Consider the following 18,530-nt stretch of genomic DNA (forward strand, 5'->3'; position numbering starts at 1 on the left):
CCTTCGGTCAGGCGTGGCGGGACGGGAGGGAGAAGGTCACGACGGGAGCCGCGTGGTCCGAGGGCCAGCCGTTGCCCGCGGTGTCGGGCACGGCCTTGGGCCAGCCGGTGCACAGCGTGTACGCGGACTCGACACGCAGCCGGCCGGCGAAGTGGAGCTGGTCGATCCGGTCCTGCGGTTCTCCGGGCCGCACCGGTGACCAGGTGGTCCCGGGGTCGTTCGCCGCGTGCGGGTGGGCCTCCCGGTAGGCGTCCGTCAGTCCGGCCTTGTCGAGCGCCACGGTGACGGGCCAGCGGACCGCGTTGCGGCCCTTGCCGTCGAGATGTGACGGCGAGGCCAGCCCGGCGGCCAGGACCACCGGCGTCCGGGCCGCGAGGTCGGCGCGCATGGCCGCGAGCAGCGCGCTCGCCTGCCGGTAGCGGAGGGTCTTCGGTTCGGCGGCCTCGACCTGGGCCGGAGTACGGCCGTCCCGCAGCGCGTAGGGCCCGTACGCGGCCTCGTCGAGCTGGGCCGCCCACAGCCGTACGGTCTGGCCGTCCGGCAGCCGGAGCGTCGCGGCGACCGCCGGTACGCCCGGCACCGGCGCCGACGCGTGGCTCAGCGGGAAGCGGCTGACCAGGCCGACGCCGGCGGGGGAGTCGTACGCGTGCCAGCCGAGGGCGTCGGCGAGTGTCTTCGCCGAGGTGCCGCCCGACTCCTGCACCGCCACGACGTCGAGTCCCCGGCCGAGGATCAGCCGCAGCCGCTTCTCGTGCCCGTCGTCGATGTGCGAGCCCGCGTCCCACAGGTTCAGCGAGGCGACCGTCAGCCGCGGCCGTGCTCCGGCCGTCCCGACGGGCACCTGCACGGTGACGGTGTCCGAGCCGCCCGCGCTGTCCTTGACGGCGACGGTGATACGGCCCGGATGCGCGGAGGGATGCCGGGGAGCCGTACCGGTGACGGTTCCGTCCTGCCGCACGGCCAGCCAGGAGTCACTGGCGAGCCGGCGGAAGGACGGTGTGCCGGCCGGATTGCCCTGCGGCCGGATCCAGAGCGGAGCGAGCGGTACGGAGACGGCGTCACCGGAGGTGTACGCCGCGGTGGTGAACGAGTCCAGGACGGCGTGCGGGCGCGGGATCACCGGCCTGGCGGTGACGGTGAAGGCCGGAGTCCGGGCGAGGATGTCGTACCCGTCCTTGGCCAGCAGATAGGCGGTGTAGACGCCTTCGGTGAGGCCGCCGGCGTCCAGCGTGAGATCGCCGGCGGCGGTGGTGACGTAGTCCCAGACCAGGGAGGCGCCGACGCCCGGCTGCCGGGTGCCGTCGTAGATCCCGATCCAGTTCGTGGGGTCGGGTGCGTCGGTGGTCCAGTGGAAGGTGAGCCGGTCACCCTCGTGCGGAGTGGTGGGTGAGGTGAGTGACACCGTGCTGCCGGAGGCAGCGGCCGATCTCTGCGGAGACACGGAAGCTCTGGTCCTCTCCGCCCGGGCGGAGCCGCGGGCCGGAAGTCGGCTGGAAGTTGGTTAGACAACTTCGCCAGTGAGCCACTCCTCCGGGCACACGATGTGAACGGCTGATGGACGGCTACCGGAGAGAGACAAAACACCGACATCATCCGGTACGGACCTGTCTGCGCCGCGTGCGGCGGGAAAGGGTTTCGCGGGCACACCGGCCCGCCCCATAGGATTGGGCAGGTCCCCCGTAACTTCCGTAAACCCGCACACTCACCCCAGAGGATCGTTGCATGCCTGGCATCACGCGCGAGGAGGTCGCCCACCTCGCCCGGCTGGCACGTCTGGAGCTGAAGGCCGAAGAGCTCGACCACTTCGCCGGACAGCTCGACGACATCATCGGCGCGGTCGCACGCGTGTCCGAGGTCGCCGACCAAGACGTACCGCCGACCTCCCATCCGCTGCCGCTGACCAATGTCATGCGGGCGGACGAGGTCCGTCCGTCGCTCACCCCCGAGCAGGCGCTCTCCGGCGCCCCGGCCCAGGAGCAGCAGCGTTTCAAGGTGCCGCAGATCCTGGGGGAGGACTAAACAGTCATGACGGACATCATCAAGCTCACCGCCGCGCAGATCGCCGCGAAGGTCGCCTCCGGCGAGCTCACGGCCGTCGAGGTCACCGAGGCCCATCTCGCCCGGATCGAGGCCGTCGACGAGAAGGTCCATGCCTTCCTGCACGTCGACCGTGAGGGCGCGCTGGCCCAGGCCCGCGCCGTGGACGAGAAGCGCGCGGCCGGCGAGAAGCTCGGACCGCTGGCCGGCGTCCCGCTGGCGCTGAAGGACATCTTCACCACCGAGGGCATCCCGACCACCGTCGGCTCCAAGATCCTCGAAGGCTGGCTGCCGCCCTACGACGCGACCCTGACCAAGAGGCTCAAGGCCGCCGGCGTCGTCATCCTCGGCAAGACCAACATGGACGAGTTCGCCATGGGGTCGTCGACGGAGAACAGCGCGTACGGTCCCACCGGCAACCCCTGGGACCTGACCAGGATCCCCGGCGGCTCCGGCGGCGGTTCGTCCGCCTCCCTCGCCTCGTACCAGGCGCCGCTGGCCATCGGCACGGACACCGGCGGTTCCATCCGCCAGCCCGCGGCCGTCACCGGCACGGTCGGCGTCAAGCCGACCTACGGCGCGGTCTCCCGCTACGGCATGGTCGCCTTCTCGTCCTCTCTCGACCAGGGCGGGCCCTGTGCGCGCACGGTCCTGGACGCGGCGCTGCTGCACGAGGTGATCGCCGGACACGATCCGCTCGACTCGACCTCCATCGACGCGCCGGTCCCGCCGGTCGTCGAGGCCGCCCGCAACGGCTCGGTCGCCGGTATGCGCGTCGGCATCGTCAAGCAGTTCCGCGGCGAGGGCTACCAGGCCGGCGTCGTCCAGCGCTTCGACGAGTCCGTGGAGCTGCTGAAGGGGCTCGGCGCCGAGATCGTCGAGCTGGACTGCCCGTCCTTCGACCTCGGCCTCGCCGCGTACTACCTGATCGCGCCGTCCGAGTGCTCCTCGAACCTCGCCCGCTTCGACGCCATGCGCTACGGCCTGCGGGTCGGCGACGACGGCACCAGGTCCGCCGAGGACGTCACGGCCCTGACCCGTGAGGCGGGCTTCGGCGACGAGGTCAAGCGCCGCATCATGCTCGGCACGTACGCGCTCAGCTCCGGCTACTACGACGCGTACTACGGCTCGGCGCAGAAGGTCCGCACCCTCATCACGCGGGACTTCGAGCGGGCCTTCGAGCAGGTCGACGTGATCGTCTCGCCGACGACGCCGACCACCGCCTTCCCGATCGGCGAGCGCGCCGACGACCCGATGGCGATGTATCTCGCGGACCTGTGCACCATTCCGACCAACCTGGCCGGAAACGCCGCCATGTCGCTGCCCTGCGGCCTCGCGCCGGAGGACGGCCTGCCGGTCGGCCTGCAGATCATCGCCCCGGCCATGAAGGACGACCGGCTGTACAAGGTCGGTGCCGCCGTCGAGGCGGCCTTCGTGGAAAGGTGGGGCCACCCGCTGCTGGAGGAGGCACCGTCACTATGAGTAGTGCAATGAGCAAGGCCAAGGGCTTCAAGAAGTCCAAGGCCGGTACGTATCTGTCGATCGGGACCACCGCTTTCGGAGTGATCAGCGTCGTCAAGCAGGCCAGGACGGCCCGCAAGGACAGCGACACGCTCCGCCTGCTCGACGCCGCTGTCTCCGCCGCCGCCATCGCCACCGGCCTCGCTCTGCTCCTGCGTGAGCTGAAGCGGCTGGGCGACGACGACGTCCTGCTGGGCTGAGAGGGAATGTTTCACCGTGACCGTCACTGAACTCGTGTCGTACGAGGACGCCCTCGCGACGTACGACCCCGTTATGGGCCTTGAGGTCCACGTCGAGCTCGGCACCAGGACCAAGATGTTCTGCGGCTGCTCGACCGAGCTGGGCGCCGAGCCCAACTCGCAGACATGTCCGATCTGTCTGGGCATGCCCGGCTCGCTCCCGGTCGTCAACGCGATCGGCGTCGAGTCGGCGATCAAGATCGGCCTCGCGCTCAACTGCGAGATCGCCGAGTGGTGCCGTTTCGCCCGGAAGAACTACTTCTATCCGGACATGCCGAAGAACTTCCAGACCTCGCAGTACGACGAGCCGATCGCCTTCAACGGCTATCTGGACGTCCAGCTCGACGACGGCGAGATCTTCCGGGTGCAGATCGAGCGCGCCCACATGGAGGAGGACACCGGCAAGTCGACGCACGTCGGCGGCGCCACCGGCCGAATCCACGGCGCGTCCCACTCGCTGCTCGACTACAACCGCGCCGGCATCCCGCTCATCGAGATCGTCACCAAGCCCATCGAGGGCGCGGGTGAGCGCGCGCCCGAGGTCGCCAAGGCGTATGTCGCCGAACTGCGCGAGCTGATCAAGGCGCTCGGCGTCTCCGAGGCCCGTATGGAGATGGGCCAGATGCGGTGCGACGTGAACCTCTCGCTGCGTCCGCACGGCCGCGAGAAGTTCGGCACGCGCTCCGAGACGAAGAACGTCAACTCGCTGCGCAGCGTCGAGCGCGCCGCCCGCTTCGAGATCCAGCGCCACGCCGCGGTGCTGAACTCGGGCGGCACGATCATCCAGGAGACCCGTCACTTCCACGAGGAGGACGGCTCCACCACGGCGGGCCGCGTGAAGGAGGAGGCCGAGGACTACCGGTACTTCCCGGAGCCCGACCTCGTGCCCATCGCTCCCGCCCGGGACTGGGTGGAGCGGCTCCGCGAGGGCCTGCCCGAGCTGCCGCGCGTGCGGCGCAACCGGCTCCGTGAGGAGTGGGGTGTCTCCGAGCACGACATGCAGTCGATCCTCAACGCCGGCGCGATCGATCTGATCGTCGCCACGATCGAGGCGGGCGCGCCGGCCGACCAGGCCCGTAAGTGGTGGATGGGCGAGCTGGCCCGTAACGCCAACGAGTCGGGCCGTGCGCTGGACGAGCTGCCCATCACGCCGGAGCAGGTCACCAGGGTCACCGCGCTCGTCGCGGCCGGTGATCTCAACGACAAGCTGGCCCGCCAGGTGATCGAGGGCGTCCTCGCGGGCGAGGGCGACCCGGACACCGTCGTCGAGAAGCGCGGTCTGAAGGTCGTCTCCGACGAGGGCGCGCTGGGCGCCGCCGTGGACGAGGCGATCGCGGGCAACGCCGCCGTCGCCGACAAGATCCGTGCGGGCAAGGTCGCGGCGGCGGGCGCGCTGGTCGGCGCGGTCATGAAGGCCACCCGGGGCCAGGCCGACGCGGCGCGGGTACGCGAGCTGATCCTGGAGAAGCTCGGCGTCGAGGGCTGACGCTCTCGTCCGTGCGGCCTGGCTCGTCCGTGCGGCATGGCTCGTCCGTACATCACGGGGCGGCGCACCGAACGGTGCGCCGCCCTCTGAGTGTCCGCTCTGAGTGTTCCCTCTGAGTGTTTCCCGCCCGCCGGTACCGGACGCAGCCCGGGCCACGGGGCCGAACCGTCTTCGCGAGGCCGAGATTCCCGTGAGCACCGTCGCCGCCGAGACCGTCTCCGTGGGCCTGCTGCTGGCCGTGCTGGCGTTCGCCGTCGTACGCCCGCGCGGTCTGCCCGAGGCGGTCGCGGCCGTTCCCGCCGCGCTGCTGGTCGTCGTCCTCGGCGCGGTCTCGCCCGGCGAGGCATGGCAGCAGACGCGCAGCCTGCTGCCGGTGATCGGGTTTCTCGCGGCGGTGCTGGTGCTGGCTCAGCTCTGTGACGAGGAGGGACTGTTCGCGGCGGCCGGCGATCTGGTGGCACGGGTCTGCGGCGGCCGGCCGCGCCGGCTGCTCGGCGGGGTCTTCGCGGTCGCCGCCGTCATCACCGCCGTGCTCAGTCTGGACGCGACGGTCGTCCTGCTCACGCCGGTGGTGTTCGCGACCGCGGCCCGGGTCGGTGCCCGTCCGCGGCCGCATGTCTACGCGTGTACGCATCTGGCGAACTCCGCGTCGCTGCTGCTGCCGGTCTCCAATCTGACCAATCTGCTGGCGTTCACCGCGAGCGGTCTGTCCTTCACCCGCTTCGCCGCGCTGATGGCGCTGCCGTGGCTGGCCGCGATCGCCGTCGAGTACGCCGTCTTCCGCCGCTTCTTCGCCGCGGACCTGGTCGCGGGCGCGCACGCTCCGAAGACCGGCGAGCGGCGGGAGCCTCCGGTGTTCACGCTGGTCGTGCTCGGGCTGACGCTGGCCGGGTTCGTGGTCACCTCCTTCGCCGGGATCGAACCGGTGTGGGCGGCGCTCGCCGGTACGGCCGTACTCGCCGTCCGCGCCCTGCGGCAGCGGCGGACCACCGTGCCGGGGCTCGTCCGCGCCGCGTCACCGCTGTTCTGTCTGTTCGTCCTCGCGCTGGGAGTCGTCGTCAAGGCGGTCGTCGACAACGGACTGGACACCGGGATCAGCCGGCTGCTGCCGGCCGGATCGACGCTGCTCTCGCTGCTGGCGATCGCCGCGGTCGCCGCCGTACTGGCCAATCTGATCAACAACCTGCCGGCGATCCTGGCGCTGCTGCCGGTCGTCGCGCCCGCCGGGCCCGGTCAGGTGCTCGCGGCGCTGATCGGTGTCAATCTCGGGCCGAACCTCACCTATGTCGGCTCTCTCGCCACCCTGCTGTGGCGGCGCATCCTGCAAGAGCATCAGACGGAGCCGAGGCTCGGCCACTTCACCCGGCTCGGTCTGCTGACGGTGCCCGCCACGCTGGTGGCCGCCACGCTCGCGCTCTGGGGCGCGCTGCTGGTGGTCGGGGTCTGATCCCGGAATGGTAAACAGCCGTCAAAAACCGGGCCCATCGCGCCGGCTGGTGAAGGCAGGGCATTGACGGAGGGCTGGTCTAGTCCTTTACTCGTTCAAGCGCCGACCAGTTCATGTGCGGAGTCTTCGTTCTCTCATATGAACAGGCCCGGTCGATCCATCCTGCGAACGGCACTCGCCCGCGCTCCACCCCCACACCGTGCATTGACGCGCCCATGACAGGCGCCCATGACAGGAGTGTTCCTGTGTTCCGATCCTGTACGAGAGCTTTGGCCGCCGTCCCGGCCGTCCTCGCCCTGGCCGCCACCGCGGTCGTCGCCACCGGCACCAGCGCCAGCGCCGCCGCCAACCCGGGACCGGGCTTCCCCGCCCAGTACGCGGCGCCCTATGTCGAGACCTGGGGCTCGCCCTCGGCCATCGCCAACGCCCGTAACGCCACCGGGCTCAAGTACTTCACGCTCGCCTTCGTCATCGACGGCGGCGGCTGCAATGCCACCTTCAACGGCGACACGTCGATCACCGACGCCGGCTGGACCTCGGCCATCAACTCGCTGCGTTCGGCCGGCGGCGATGTCATCGCCTCCTTCGGCGGCGCCTCCGGCACCGAACTCGGAGTCGCCTGCACCACCGTGGCCTCGCTGAAGACCCAGTACAAGCGCGCCATCGACGGGCTCAACCTGACCCGGGTCGACCTCGACATCGAAGGCGGCCAGCTCGGCAACACCGCGGCCAACGACCGCCGCAACAAGGCGCTGGCACAGCTTCAGCAGGAGTACGCGGCCGCGGGCCGGAAGCTCGACGTCCAGTACACGCTCCCGGTCAACCCGACCGGTCTTGAGCAGGAGTCGATCGACCTTCTCAACAACGCCAAGAGCAACAACCTCACCGTGAACCTCGTCAACATCATGACGATGGACTACGGCCCGGCCATGGACATGGGCAGGGCGGCCACGGACGCGGCCACCGCGCTGCGCACCCAGCTCGGCAGGATCTGGACCACCAAGACCGACGCGCAGCTCTGGGCGATGGAGGGCAACACTCCGATGATCGGGGTGAACGACACCCAGGCCGAGGTCTTCACCACCGCCAACGCCACCACGCTGGCCAACTTCGCCAAGTCCAAGGGCATCCAGGAGCTCGCCTTCTGGGCGGTGGGCCGTGACAAGGCGTGCGCGACCAACGGCCAGCTCTCGGACACCTGCAGCGGCACCTCGCAGAGCGCCTACCAGTTCTCCAGCATCTTCAACTCGGTGACGGGCTCGGGTGGTGACGGCGGGACCGGGAAGACCGGACAGATCACCGGGCTCGGCGGCAAGTGCGTCGACGTCGCGTCGGCGAGCAGCGCCAACGGCGCCGCCGTCCAGCTCTACGACTGCAACGGCTCCGGCGCGCAGCAGTGGACGGTGTCCACGGACGGCTCGATCCGCGCGCTCGGCAAGTGCCTGGACCTCACCGCCGCCGGTACGGCCAACGGCACCAAGGCGCAGCTCTACGACTGCAACGGCACCGGCGCGCAGCAGTGGCAGAAGGGCGCGGGCAACACCTTGGTGAACCCGGTGTCCGGCAAGTGCCTGGATGTCACGGACAAGTCCACCGCCAATGGCGCCCGGCTCCAGATCTGGACCTGCGCGGGCGGCACCAACCAGCAGTTCGTCCTGCCTGCCTGACGATCGGTCCACCGCGCGGCGGACCGGCGGCGGTCCACCGGGATCCGCTCGGCCCGACGGCCCGTACCGGCCGCGTCCCGCTCGGCCGTCCGAGGGTGTCCTGATCGTGTAGGGCCCCGAAGTGATGCCATCCTTCGGGGCCATACGCATGCCATCGACCGGAGGCCGACGCCATGACCGCACCGACGACTCTTGTCTGGATCACCGAATCCACCTGGCCCGCCTGTGTCGACGCGGCCCGCGACCGCGCTCCGCACGACGAGGTGGTGCTGCTCCATGTCAGTGACGACGAGGTCGTCGCCGCCGCGCACGACGCCTACGCGGGACTCCTCGGCCGCGGCGGCCGGCCAGACCGCGATCCGGGCAGCCGCCTCGAAGCGCTCTCGGGCGTGGCGGCGGCCGATCTGCTGGAAGCCGCGGCGCACCGGCTGGGCCGTCCCTGTGAACTCCTCGACCATCACGGCCGGGTGGAGGACGAGGTCGTACGCGCGGCGGACGACGTGGATCTGCTGATCTGCGCGCGCGATGGCCGGCGCGACCGTCCCGGGCCGCACAGCCTCGGCCGGGCGACCCGGTTCGTCGTCGACCACGCGCGATGTCCGCTGCTGCTGGTGTGGCCGTACGGCGAGTGAGGCCGGCCGGACGCTCCGGGAGCGCGACCGGTGCCGGGAGGCCGCTCAGGCGGTGCCGGTGTCGGAGCCGTTGGTGTCGTAGCTGATGGATTCCGTGAGCTCGCGCCACTTCGCGTCGGTCTCCGTACGCACGCGGTCGGACTCCGTCACATACTGATACGCGTCGCTGCCCAGCAGCAGATGCACCGGAGGCTCGTCCAGTCCCGGCAGGTCCAGGATGACCCGCGCGGCCTTCGCCGGATCGCCCGTCTGCCGGCCGTCCATGCTCCGCAGCATCTCGGCCACCGCGCCGACGGTCTCTCGATACGGCTCGCTGACCGGCGGGATCGTCATCGACGAGCCGGCCCAGTCGGTCCGCAGACCGCCGGGCTCGACGACCGTGACCCGCACACCGAGCGGAGCCAGCTCGCGGGAGAGCACCTCGGAGAACCCGGCCACCGCCCACTTGGCGCTCTGGTACGCGCCGAGGCCGGGCGTGGTGATCCGGCCGCCGCTCGACGAGATCTGGATGATGTGCCCGGAGCCATTGGCGCGGAGGATCGGTACGGCCGCCTTGGTGACGTGGTAGACGCCGTAGAAGTTGGTGTCGATCTGCGCGCGGAAGTCGGCGTCGGTGACATCCTCGATGGCCGCGATATCGCCGTATCCGGCGTTGTTGACGACGACGTCCAGTCCGCCGAAGGCGTCGACCGCGCCCCGCACGGCGGCGCGTGCGGCCTCGGCGTCGGTGACGTCGAGCGCCACGGCGCGTATCCGCTCGCCGTAGGTACGGACAAGATCGTCGAGCTGGGCGGGCTTGCGCGCCGTGGCCACCACCCGGTGGCCGGCGGCGAGGGCCGCCTCGGCTATGGCACGGCCGAGACCGCGAGAGCTGCCGGTGATGAACCAGACCTGTGACTGTGACTGCGTCATGACGGTGTTCCTTGCGAGTGGCGAAGCGACGGTGTGAAGCGACGGTGTGAAGCGGACTGGAGAAAAGTAACTGACCGTCCAGTTACTTGACTATAAATCTGGGCTCCGGTGAAAGCAAGGATCTCAGTGAACAACCGGTTGGTCAGTGGTTATGGCCCCACAGGCAGCGACAGAAGGCCATAAGATACGCATTTCGGAGAGTTTCGCCGACGGTGAGTGGGAGAAACGGGATCGCAGGTGTCGGGGCTGGACTGGTTGAGGACCCGGGAGTGACTGGTAACTGACCAGACAGTCACTTGCTTGTCGCGGGACCTGTGCCCGGTGCGCCGGTGACTACGATGAGCGAGTGGCCAGAGACTCCCGCACCACCAGGACCAGTCTGCTGCGCGCGGCGACCGACGAGTTCGCCGCGCACGGCATCGCGGGCGCGCGCGTCGACCGCATCGCCGCGGCGGCCGGCTACAACAAGAACCTGATCTATGTGCACTTCGGCTCCAAGGAACAGCTCTTCGACGCGGTCTACGAGGCCGCTGTGGAAGAGGTCCTCGACGCCGCGCCCTTCGACGCCGACGATCTGCCCGGATACGCCGGCGCGCTCTTCGACTTCCACCTCGCGCACCCGCATCTGATGCGGCTGGCGCGCTGGCACAGCCTGGAGCGGCCCGGCGAAGTGCTGCCGATCGCGGTGAAGGCCAACGCGGCGAAACTCCGTGCGCTCGCCGCCGCCCAGGGAGACGGCAGGGTGGACGCCGGTCTGCCGCCGCATCTGCTGCTGTCCTTGCTGGTCGCGCTCGCCGCCACCTGGAACGAAGGCAGCCCGGAGCCGGTGAACACGGCCATGGACGCCGCGGAGCTCGCGGCCAGACGCCACGCGGTGGTGGTGTCGGTGGGCCGCCTGACCCGTCCGCCGGTCCGGCAGCCGTAACACCCGCCGGTCCGGCGGCCGCGACAAAGAAGGACCGGGCGCGGCCGCGCGCCACCTCTGAGGGACGTTCATTTCGTAGACGTTCCCGGGCCTCTCTTCTGCCATCCGGTCTCACTAGCGTCCCGGCCGGACTACTTCTTGGAGGTCGGGCATGTCACCGGAGATATCGCGCAGAAGAATGCTCGCCCTCGGCTCGGGCGCGCTGGGCGGGGCGGCTGTCGGGTCGGTGCTGCCGCCGTCCCTGCAAGCCGCGATCGCCGCCGAACCCGCGGCCGGTGGGATGACGGCGATCAAGCACGTGGTCATCCTGATGCAGGAGAACCGCTCGTTCGACCACTATTTCGGGACGCTGCGCGGGGTGCGCGGATTCGGAGACCGTAACGCCGTCGAACTTCCCTCCGGCACGTCCGTCTTCGAGCAGCCCGGTCCGCTGAGCACCGTCCTGCCGTTCCCGGTACGGGACGCCGCCGAGACGCAGAAGCAGGACCTTCAGTACATCGGGGCGCTGGACCATTCCTGGGACGGCGGGTTCGCCGCCTGGAACAAGGGATGGATGGACAACTGGGTCTCCGCCAAGAGCGCCGCCACCATGGCGTACTACGACCGGCGCGACATCCCGCTGCACTACGAGCTCGCGGACACCTTCACGGTCTGCGACGCCTACCACTCGTCCACGCATACGTCGACGAGCCCGAACCGCAACCATCTGTGGAGCGGCTGGACCGGGTTCGAGGCCGACGGCCGGCGCGCCGTCGACAATGACGCGTACGAGGAGGACACCCATCCCGGCTATCCGTGGCCGACCTACGCCGAGCGGCTGGAGAAGGCGGGCCGTAGCTGGCAGACGTACACGGAGTGGGAGAACTTCACCGACAACAACATCGAGTTCTTCACCACCTTCAAGAACATCGCGCGCAAGGCACTCAGCAAGGCCCGGGCTCTGCCGGGCCGGCCCGAGGCGGCGGGCTTCACCTATATGGAGGCGTTCTACGCCGCCGTGCGCGACACCCAGGACGCCGCCGAGCGCGACGAGCTGCTCGCCGCGCTGGAGGCCGGCGTCGCCACGCTGACCAGGCGGGAGCGGTCGCTCTTCGAGCGAGGACTGCGGCGCGTCGAGAGCGGCACGCTGGCCGAGCGGTTCCGCGCCGACGTGGCCGCGGGAACACTGCCCGAGGTGTCGTATCTCGTGCCGTCCGCGATCGACTCCGAGCACCCGGGATCGTCGTCCCCGATCGCCAGCGCCACCCTCGTCTACAAGGTCCTGGACGCACTCGGCGCGCATCCGGACGTCTGGCGGCACACCGTCGTACTGATCAACTACGACGAGAACGACGGCTTCTTCGACCATGTGCCGCCGCCCGTGCCGCCCGTTGACGACCCCGACGAGCGCTGGGAGGGCCGGCCGACCGGTCTCGGAATGCGTGTCCCGCTGCTGGTCGTCTCGCCGTGGACCGTCGGCGGCTATGTCTGCTCGCAGGTCTTCGACCACACCTCGGTCATCCGTTTCCTGGAGAAGTGGACCGGGGTCGAGGAGCCCAACATCACCAGGTGGCGGCGCGCCGTCACCGGCGATCTCACCTCGGCCTTCGACTTCCAGCGCGGCCGGTCGCAGCCGGAGGTGGAGCAGCCGGGCGCGATCCCGCCGTTCACCGGCCGCTGGCGGCCCGTACCGCCCGCCGAGCAGCAGATGCCGCGACAGGAGAAGGGCGCGCGGCCGGCCAGGCCGCTGCCGTACCAGACCGACGCCCACGGCCATGTCGACGGCCGGGCCTTCAAGGTCGCGCTCAGCAACACGGGCCGGGCGAGCGCGCATTTCGCGCTCTATCCGTACGCCGGTGAGTTCGAGGTCCCGCAGCACCGCGATGTGCGGGGCACGGCGCACTGGACGGTGCCTCTCACCGGAGTGACCGGTGGCGCCTACCGCTTCACGATCACCGGTCCGAACGGTTTCCGCCGCGAGTTCGCCGGGCCGGTGGCCGGACATGGCGCCGAGGTCTCATCGGCCGTGGACCACCACGACCGCGATCTCCAGCTCACCTTGCGCAACACGGGTGACCGGCCGGTCACCTTCACGGTGCGGCCGCTCGGTTATGTCGACGAAGCCGATCTGGAGGGCTGGACCCGGCAGATCACGGTGAAGCCGGGCCGCAGCCGGAGCGTCGTGCACTCCGCCGCGGACGCGCACGGCTGGTACGACATCGAGATCACCGCCGAGCCGGGGACCGGCGGCGGTGGCGCGAACCACAACGACGCCGGCGTCCGCTTCCGCCGGCGTCTCATGGGGCACATCGAGAACGGTCGCGCGAGCGTCTCGGGCTGATCCGGCCGATGTGCCCGGTGGCGCGCGGAGGCCCGGAACCGCCTGTCCGGCCTCCGCGCGTCGCCGCGCGCCGTTCCGTGCTGCCGGTGCGCGCGCCCGGCGGTCGCGGCGGGACCGGTATGAAGGCGCCTCCGGCGCGCGTGCGAGGATTCCGGCACCGGCCACGGCGGGTGCGGTCCGCTCGTACGGCGGCCGGGCCCATGAGGCCGGACACCGGCCCGTAGGCATGGAGCCGCACAGAGGAGCCGCACCGGTCGTGTGAGCCGCACCGGTCGCGTGGAAGGAGCCTGATGTTCGCGACAGCGCTGGGTGACGGGGCCGAACTGCGCCCTCTGGAGCCATGGCGGGCCGAGGAATTCCTGGCCCATCTGGACCGCGCCCGGGACCTCGTCGACGAACACATCCCGTTCGCCCAGCGCGCCACCGACCTTCCGGCCGCGCGGGCGCTGCTCACGTCGTACGCGGAGAAGCAGGCGGCCGACGGCGCGCGGATTTACGGGATCTGGCAGGACGGCACGCTGGTCGGCGGAGTGCTCTTCCCGAAGTTCGACGCGGCCCACGGAACCTGTGAGGTCGGCTGCTGGCTGGAGCCGGCCGGCACGGGCCGCGGGCTGGTCACGCGCGCCGCCGAGGTGCTGATCGACTGGGCCGTGGAGGAGCGCGGGATCCACCGGGTGGAGTGGCTGGTCTCGTCCGCCAACCTGCCGAGCGTCAAGGTCGCACAGCGGCTCGGCATGACCCGTGACGGGGTGCTGCGGGAGAGCTATCCGTACCGCGGTGTGCGGCAGAACACCGAGATCTGGTCGGTCCTGGCGCCCGAGTGGCGACAGCGGCCGGGCGCCGGACGCTGAGCGTCGAGCGCTGCGCGGAGCACCGGGAAACCGCTGTGCGCAGCGCTCTCAGGAAGTTCTCATACGGGGCCCTTAGCGTGCGCCGTATGAACCCGACCCCCAAGACTCAGATCCCCGAGCCGGAGACGGCCGAGACCCACGCGTCCGAGGCGATTCAGCCGGAGGACGAGACCAGGGCCGAGACGACGGCCGAGGCCAGGACCACGGCCGGGACCGTGGCCGACGCCGATGGCATCGCTGACGCCGACGCGGACGCCGGTGTTGACGCCGACGCGGACGATGCCGATGACGACGAAGCCGACATCGACGCCGCCGCGGCGCACCGTTCGTCCGGGCTCGGCGCCGCCGCCGCGTCCATCGTCGCGGTCTGCCTCGGCATCGTCGCGCTCACCGGCACCTGGACCAGCCGCGTCGTGTCCGAGCGCGAGAACCTCGTCGGACAGATCAAGATCGGCCAGTCGCCGACCGCCGCGCAGCAGATCTCCGAGATCTACGGTGACCCCTGGCACGCCACCGCCGCGGTCAATGGCGTCGTGGCACTGCTGGCGCTGCTCATCGGCGTGATCGTCCTGGCCCTGCCGCAGCGCGCGGGCTGGGTGCGCCCCGCCGCCCTGGCCGGAGCTGTCCTCGGTTTCCTGGGACTGCTGGTCTCCATCGGCATGTACTTCGACCTCTTCGCGTCTCTGCCGAGTGTCGGAGCCTGAGCCCGCTCCTCGCTGACTGACTCGCGCGATCCCGCGCACACCGTGACCGAGGCCTGAGACGCCGCTCAAGGCCTGAGGCACCTGCCGGGCACGTCTGAGGCCGTGCGCAGGTTCCTTGGGCCGTAGGCACGTAATGCCTCGTTTTCTAAGGCACCTGGACCCGTGAAGATGCGGCACTCTCCCGATGTGGCGGCACTTCCTGAGAGACGAAGGTAGAGGCATCGCAAGACGCCATCACACCCTCGTGACCAGGGAGCACCCGATGTTCGCTCATGAACTCCAGCAGATCAGAACGGCCGAACTCATCCGCGAGGCCGACAGACGGCGACTCATCCGCGAGGTGCGCCGGGCCCGTCGGCAGGCCCGCCGTGAGGCCCGGCGAACCGGCCAGGACGACGCCGAGCGGCGGGTGAATCCGCTGCGCGAGCTGTTCGACCGCGCGGCCTGACGCGATGCCGCTCCTGCCAAAAACGCGTGCCGCCGCGACCAGTGCCGCCGCGACCAGTGCCGCCGCGACCAGTGCCGCCAAAACGGGTGCCGCCAAAACGAGTGCCGTGCTGTCGGACGGCTGTGCGATGCTCGGCCCTGTGGAAACCAGGTCCCTCAGCCCGGTGTTCGTCGGCAGGACCCGCGAACTCACCGCACTCACCGAAGCGCTCGCCCGCGCCACAGCGGGCCAGCCGCAGGCCTTGCTCATCGGTGGTGAGGCCGGGGTCGGCAAGACCCGGCTCATCGAGGAACTGCGCGACGTGGCATGCGCCGAGAAGGCCGTCGTAGCGATCGGCGGCTGCGTCGAAATCGGCGCGGACGGACTGCCGTTCGCACCCTTTTCCACCGCGCTGCGCTCGCTGCGGCGCCAGTTGCCCGAGGAACTGGTCGCGGCCTCCGAGGGCCAGGAGGACGAACTGGCCCGGATCCTGCCCGAGCTGGGACGGCCGGACCGCGGCGCGCTGGGCGAGCACGGCACCGCCCGGCTCTTCGAACTCACCGGCCGGCTGCTGGAACGGCTGGCGGCGGACCGTACGGTCGTGCTCGTCCTGGAGGATCTGCACTGGGCGGACGCCTCCACCCGCCATCTCCTCGCCTACCTCTTCCGCGCGCTGCGCCGCGGCCGGCTCGTGGTGATCGCCACCTACCGCGCGGACGACATCCACCGCCGTCACCCACTGCGTCCTCTCCTCGCGGAGCTGGACCGGCTGCGGTCGGTCCGGCGCATCGAGCTGTCCCGCTTCAACCGCGCCGAGGTACGGCACCAACTGACCGGCATCCTCGCCGCGGAACCGGACCCGGCCCTGCTGGAGCAGATCTTCGAACGGTCCGACGGCAACGCCTTCTTCGTCGAGGAACTGGTCTGCTCCATCGAGGCCGGCCGCGCCACCGGACTGAGCGACTCCCTGCGCGATCTGCTGCTCGTACGGGCGGAGGCGCTGCCCGAGGACGCCGGACGGATCGCCAGGATCGTCGCAGAGGGCGGCACCACCGTCGAACACCGGCTGCTGCTGACCGTCGCGCGGCTGGCGGAGGACGAACTGATCGAGGCGCTCCGGGCCGCCGTCGGCGCCAATATCCTGACGCCCACGGCGGACGGGGACGGCTACCGCTTCCGGCACTCCCTGGTGCGCGAGGCGGTCAGCGACGATCTGCTCCCCGGCGAACGGTCCCGGCTCAACCGCCGCTACGCCGAAGCGCTGGAGGCCGATCCCTCGCTCGTCCGCGCGGACGAGCGCACCACACGGCTCGCCAGCCACTGGTACAGCGCGCACGACGCGGCGAAGGCCCTTCCCGTCGTGCTGCGCGCCTCCGTCGAGGCCCGGGAGCGATACGCCCACTCCGAGCAACTGCGGCTGCTGGAACGGGCGATGGAGCTGTGGGACGACGCTCCCGAAGAGGTCAGGGACACCTTGCGGCCGCCGGACGACACCGAGGTCTATCCGCCGTGCGGTGGCGACCCGGGAGCCGCTCCGCTGCGCTATCTGGATCTCATGGCGGAGGCGACCGTCGCCGCGCGCTTCGGCGGTGATCGCGAGCGCGCTCTGGCGATCTCCAAGAAGGCCATGCGGGTCCTGGAGAGGGAGCACGACCCGCTGCGCGCCGCGTGGTTCTGGACCCAGCGCTCCCGGCTGATGCAGGACCTCACCCGGGGCGACGGCCGGCAGGAGCTGGCCACCGCCGAGGAACTGGTCCGCGGGCTGCCGCCGTCCGCCGTCCACGCCGATGTCCTCGTCAACATCGCCTCCTGGGGCGCACTGCACCGCCCGGGGCCGGAGAGCCTGGCCGCCGCGGACCGCGCGGTGCGATACGCCGGGCTGGTCGGCGCCGAGTACACCGAGCTGCACGCCCGGCTCACCCGGGGCCGGCTCAGCGCCGACGCGGGCGATGTCGAAGGCGGCCTCGCCGAGATGTACCAGGTGCGCGACCGCGCCGACGAGCTGGGCGCCGTCGGGATCATGGGCCGCGCCAGTACGAATCTGCCGTCCATGCTGGAGGGTGTGGGCCGCTCCGAGGAAGCGATCGCCGCCGCCGACCATGGCATCGCCGTCTGCCATCAGCGCGGCCTCGCCACCATGGAGGCGTGGGTCCGCGCCAACAAGGCCCAGTCGCTCTTCTCGCTGGGACGCTGGACGGAGGCGGACACCGTCCTCGACGAGACGGCGGAGATCGCCCAGTCCCGGAAGGCGCGCGGCCTGCTCGCCGTACGCCGTGCCGAACTGGCCCTCGCGCGAGGCGATCTCGACGCGGCAGAGAGCCAGGTGGAACGGGCCCGGAGCTTCTTCGGCACCCACGATCCCCAGCCGCAGCACTCCATCGCACCGGCCAGGCTGGCGATGACCATCGCCGCGCGCCGCGGCCGACGGGCCGACGCCAGGGCCGAGTTCCAACTGATCACCGCGCACGGCTTCCCGCCCGGCACCCAGCGATACGCGCTGCCGCTGCTGTGCGCCGCGGCGGCGATGGAGGCGGACAGCCAGGAGGCGCGCGGTCCGGATCCCGGACGGACGGCCGTTCTCGCGGCCGTCCGTACCCATGCCAAGCGGCTGCCCGCGCTGGTCCCCGTCTGGAGCGCGCACGCCCTTGTGCTCGACGCCGAACTGGCCCGTGCGGAAGGCCGCCCAGCCCCGGAGCTCTGGGCGCGCGCCGTCACCGCCTTCGAAGCGGTCGACCGGCCCTATGAGCTGGCGCAGGCCCGCCACCGCTGGGCCGCCGCCCTGCTTGACTCCGGCGCCGACCGCTCCGAAGCCGCCGGCCCGCTCGCTCTGGCCCACTCGACGGCCATCCGGCTCGGCGCCCGTCTCCTGGCCGAACAGACCGTGCTTCTGGCCGGCCGCGCGAGAATCAGCCTCGCACCGGGCTCCGGCGGGAGCGGCGCTCCGGACCCGGGCCTCGGCCCGGCCCGCTCACTGGGCCTGACCCCACGCGAACAGGAGGTCCTCCGGCTGGTCGCCGCCGGCCGCAGCAACCGCCTGATCGCCGAGGAGCTGTACATCTCGCCGAAGACCGCGAGCGTCCATGTCTCCAACATCCTGGCCAAACTGGGCGTCTCGGGCCGCACCGAGGCCGCGGCCCTGGCCCACCGCCTCCAGCTCTTCCCTGACTCGCCGGAAGAAGCCGGCCGCTCCCGCGTCTGAGGAAAGCGCCACCTGAGAGGTGAACACCACCGCAGGCAGAGAGAGGAAGGCCCTGGCCGCCGGGAGACCGGATCCGGTCACCCCGAGGGCTCCTGAGGGCCGGCCGGTAATCCCGGGCGGGCGCGCCACAACAGCCACGGCGCCTCGCCGTGTTGTCGGAACG

15 protein-coding genes are annotated in these 18,530 nt (G+C 70.9%); 13 read left to right on the forward strand and 2 right to left on the reverse strand.

The window, feature by feature from the left end:
* Nucleotides 1-7: 7 nt before the first annotated feature.
* The gene (locus tag PV679_RS14725; RefSeq protein WP_319680654.1) at nt 8-1,441 is read right to left on the reverse strand and encodes a hypothetical protein; all 1,434 of its coding nucleotides are present in this window, start codon (nt 1,439-1,441) and stop codon (nt 8-10) included.
* Nucleotides 1,442-1,722: 281 nt separating this feature from the next.
* Here PV679_RS14725 and gatC point away from each other — a divergent pair, with 281 nt between their 5' ends.
* The 7 genes from gatC to PV679_RS14760 all read left to right on the forward strand — a co-directional run bounded on the left by gatC (nt 1,723) and on the right by PV679_RS14760 (nt 9,029).
* The gene (gatC, locus tag PV679_RS14730; RefSeq protein WP_010984178.1) at nt 1,723-2,019 is read left to right on the forward strand and encodes an Asp-tRNA(Asn)/Glu-tRNA(Gln) amidotransferase subunit GatC; all 297 of its coding nucleotides are present in this window, start codon (nt 1,723-1,725) and stop codon (nt 2,017-2,019) included.
* A 6-nt stretch (nt 2,020-2,025) separates the two neighbouring features.
* Nucleotides 2,026-3,519: an Asp-tRNA(Asn)/Glu-tRNA(Gln) amidotransferase subunit GatA gene (gene gatA / locus PV679_RS14735; protein ID WP_319680655.1), complete on the forward strand. Its 1,494-nt coding sequence runs from the start codon at nt 2,026-2,028 to the stop codon at nt 3,517-3,519.
* Nucleotides 3,516-3,758 carry a hypothetical protein gene (locus PV679_RS14740; protein ID WP_319680656.1) on the forward strand — a complete coding sequence of 81 codons (243 nt, stop codon included), beginning with the start codon at nt 3,516-3,518 and terminating at the stop codon, nt 3,756-3,758. Before gatA ends, PV679_RS14740 begins: the two co-directional genes overlap by 4 nt.
* A gap of 16 nt (nt 3,759-3,774) precedes the next feature.
* A complete protein-coding gene (gatB, locus tag PV679_RS14745; protein WP_319680657.1) occupies nt 3,775-5,283 on the forward strand; it encodes an Asp-tRNA(Asn)/Glu-tRNA(Gln) amidotransferase subunit GatB in 1,509 nt (502 codons plus the stop codon).
* Between the two features lie 190 nt (nt 5,284-5,473).
* Nucleotides 5,474-6,730, forward strand: a complete 1,257-nt coding sequence (locus PV679_RS14750; RefSeq protein WP_319680658.1) for an SLC13 family permease — start codon at nt 5,474-5,476, stop codon at nt 6,728-6,730.
* A 245-nt stretch (nt 6,731-6,975) separates the two neighbouring features.
* Nucleotides 6,976-8,397: a ricin-type beta-trefoil lectin domain protein gene (locus tag PV679_RS14755; protein ID WP_319680659.1), complete on the forward strand. Its 1,422-nt coding sequence runs from the start codon at nt 6,976-6,978 to the stop codon at nt 8,395-8,397.
* Nucleotides 8,398-8,570: 173 nt separating this feature from the next.
* Nucleotides 8,571-9,029: a universal stress protein gene (locus PV679_RS14760; protein ID WP_319680660.1), complete on the forward strand. Its 459-nt coding sequence runs from the start codon at nt 8,571-8,573 to the stop codon at nt 9,027-9,029.
* Between the two features lie 45 nt (nt 9,030-9,074).
* On the opposite strand, the gene PV679_RS14765 is transcribed toward PV679_RS14760, so the two are convergent.
* Nucleotides 9,075-9,941, reverse strand: a complete 867-nt coding sequence (locus PV679_RS14765; protein WP_319680661.1) for an oxidoreductase — start codon at nt 9,939-9,941, stop codon at nt 9,075-9,077.
* Nucleotides 9,942-10,287: 346 nt separating this feature from the next.
* Here PV679_RS14765 and PV679_RS14770 point away from each other — a divergent pair, with 346 nt between their 5' ends.
* From PV679_RS14770 to PV679_RS14795, 6 genes are all read left to right on the forward strand, one after another.
* On the forward strand, nt 10,288-10,866 hold the full coding sequence (locus PV679_RS14770; RefSeq protein WP_319680662.1) for a TetR family transcriptional regulator: 579 nt from the start codon (nt 10,288-10,290) through the stop codon (nt 10,864-10,866).
* Between the two features lie 151 nt (nt 10,867-11,017).
* Nucleotides 11,018-13,186, forward strand: a complete 2,169-nt coding sequence (locus PV679_RS14775) for a phosphocholine-specific phospholipase C (protein ID WP_319680663.1) — start codon at nt 11,018-11,020, stop codon at nt 13,184-13,186.
* A 290-nt stretch (nt 13,187-13,476) separates the two neighbouring features.
* A complete protein-coding gene (locus PV679_RS14780; RefSeq protein ID WP_319680664.1) occupies nt 13,477-14,037 on the forward strand; it encodes a GNAT family protein in 561 nt (186 codons plus the stop codon).
* A gap of 86 nt (nt 14,038-14,123) precedes the next feature.
* Entirely contained in the window at nt 14,124-14,741 is a 618-nt protein-coding gene (locus tag PV679_RS14785; protein ID WP_319680665.1) for a hypothetical protein, read from the forward strand.
* Between the two features lie 262 nt (nt 14,742-15,003).
* The gene (locus PV679_RS14790; protein ID WP_319680666.1) at nt 15,004-15,189 is read left to right on the forward strand and encodes a hypothetical protein; all 186 of its coding nucleotides are present in this window, start codon (nt 15,004-15,006) and stop codon (nt 15,187-15,189) included.
* Nucleotides 15,190-15,316: 127 nt separating this feature from the next.
* Nucleotides 15,317-18,367: a helix-turn-helix transcriptional regulator gene (locus tag PV679_RS14795; protein ID WP_319680687.1), complete on the forward strand. Its 3,051-nt coding sequence runs from the start codon at nt 15,317-15,319 to the stop codon at nt 18,365-18,367.
* The last annotated feature ends 163 nt before the right edge of the window (nt 18,368-18,530 follow it).

The organism is Streptomyces sp. AK02-01A (genome assembly GCF_033795305.1).
Taxonomy (GTDB): domain Bacteria; phylum Actinomycetota; class Actinomycetes; order Streptomycetales; family Streptomycetaceae; genus Streptomyces.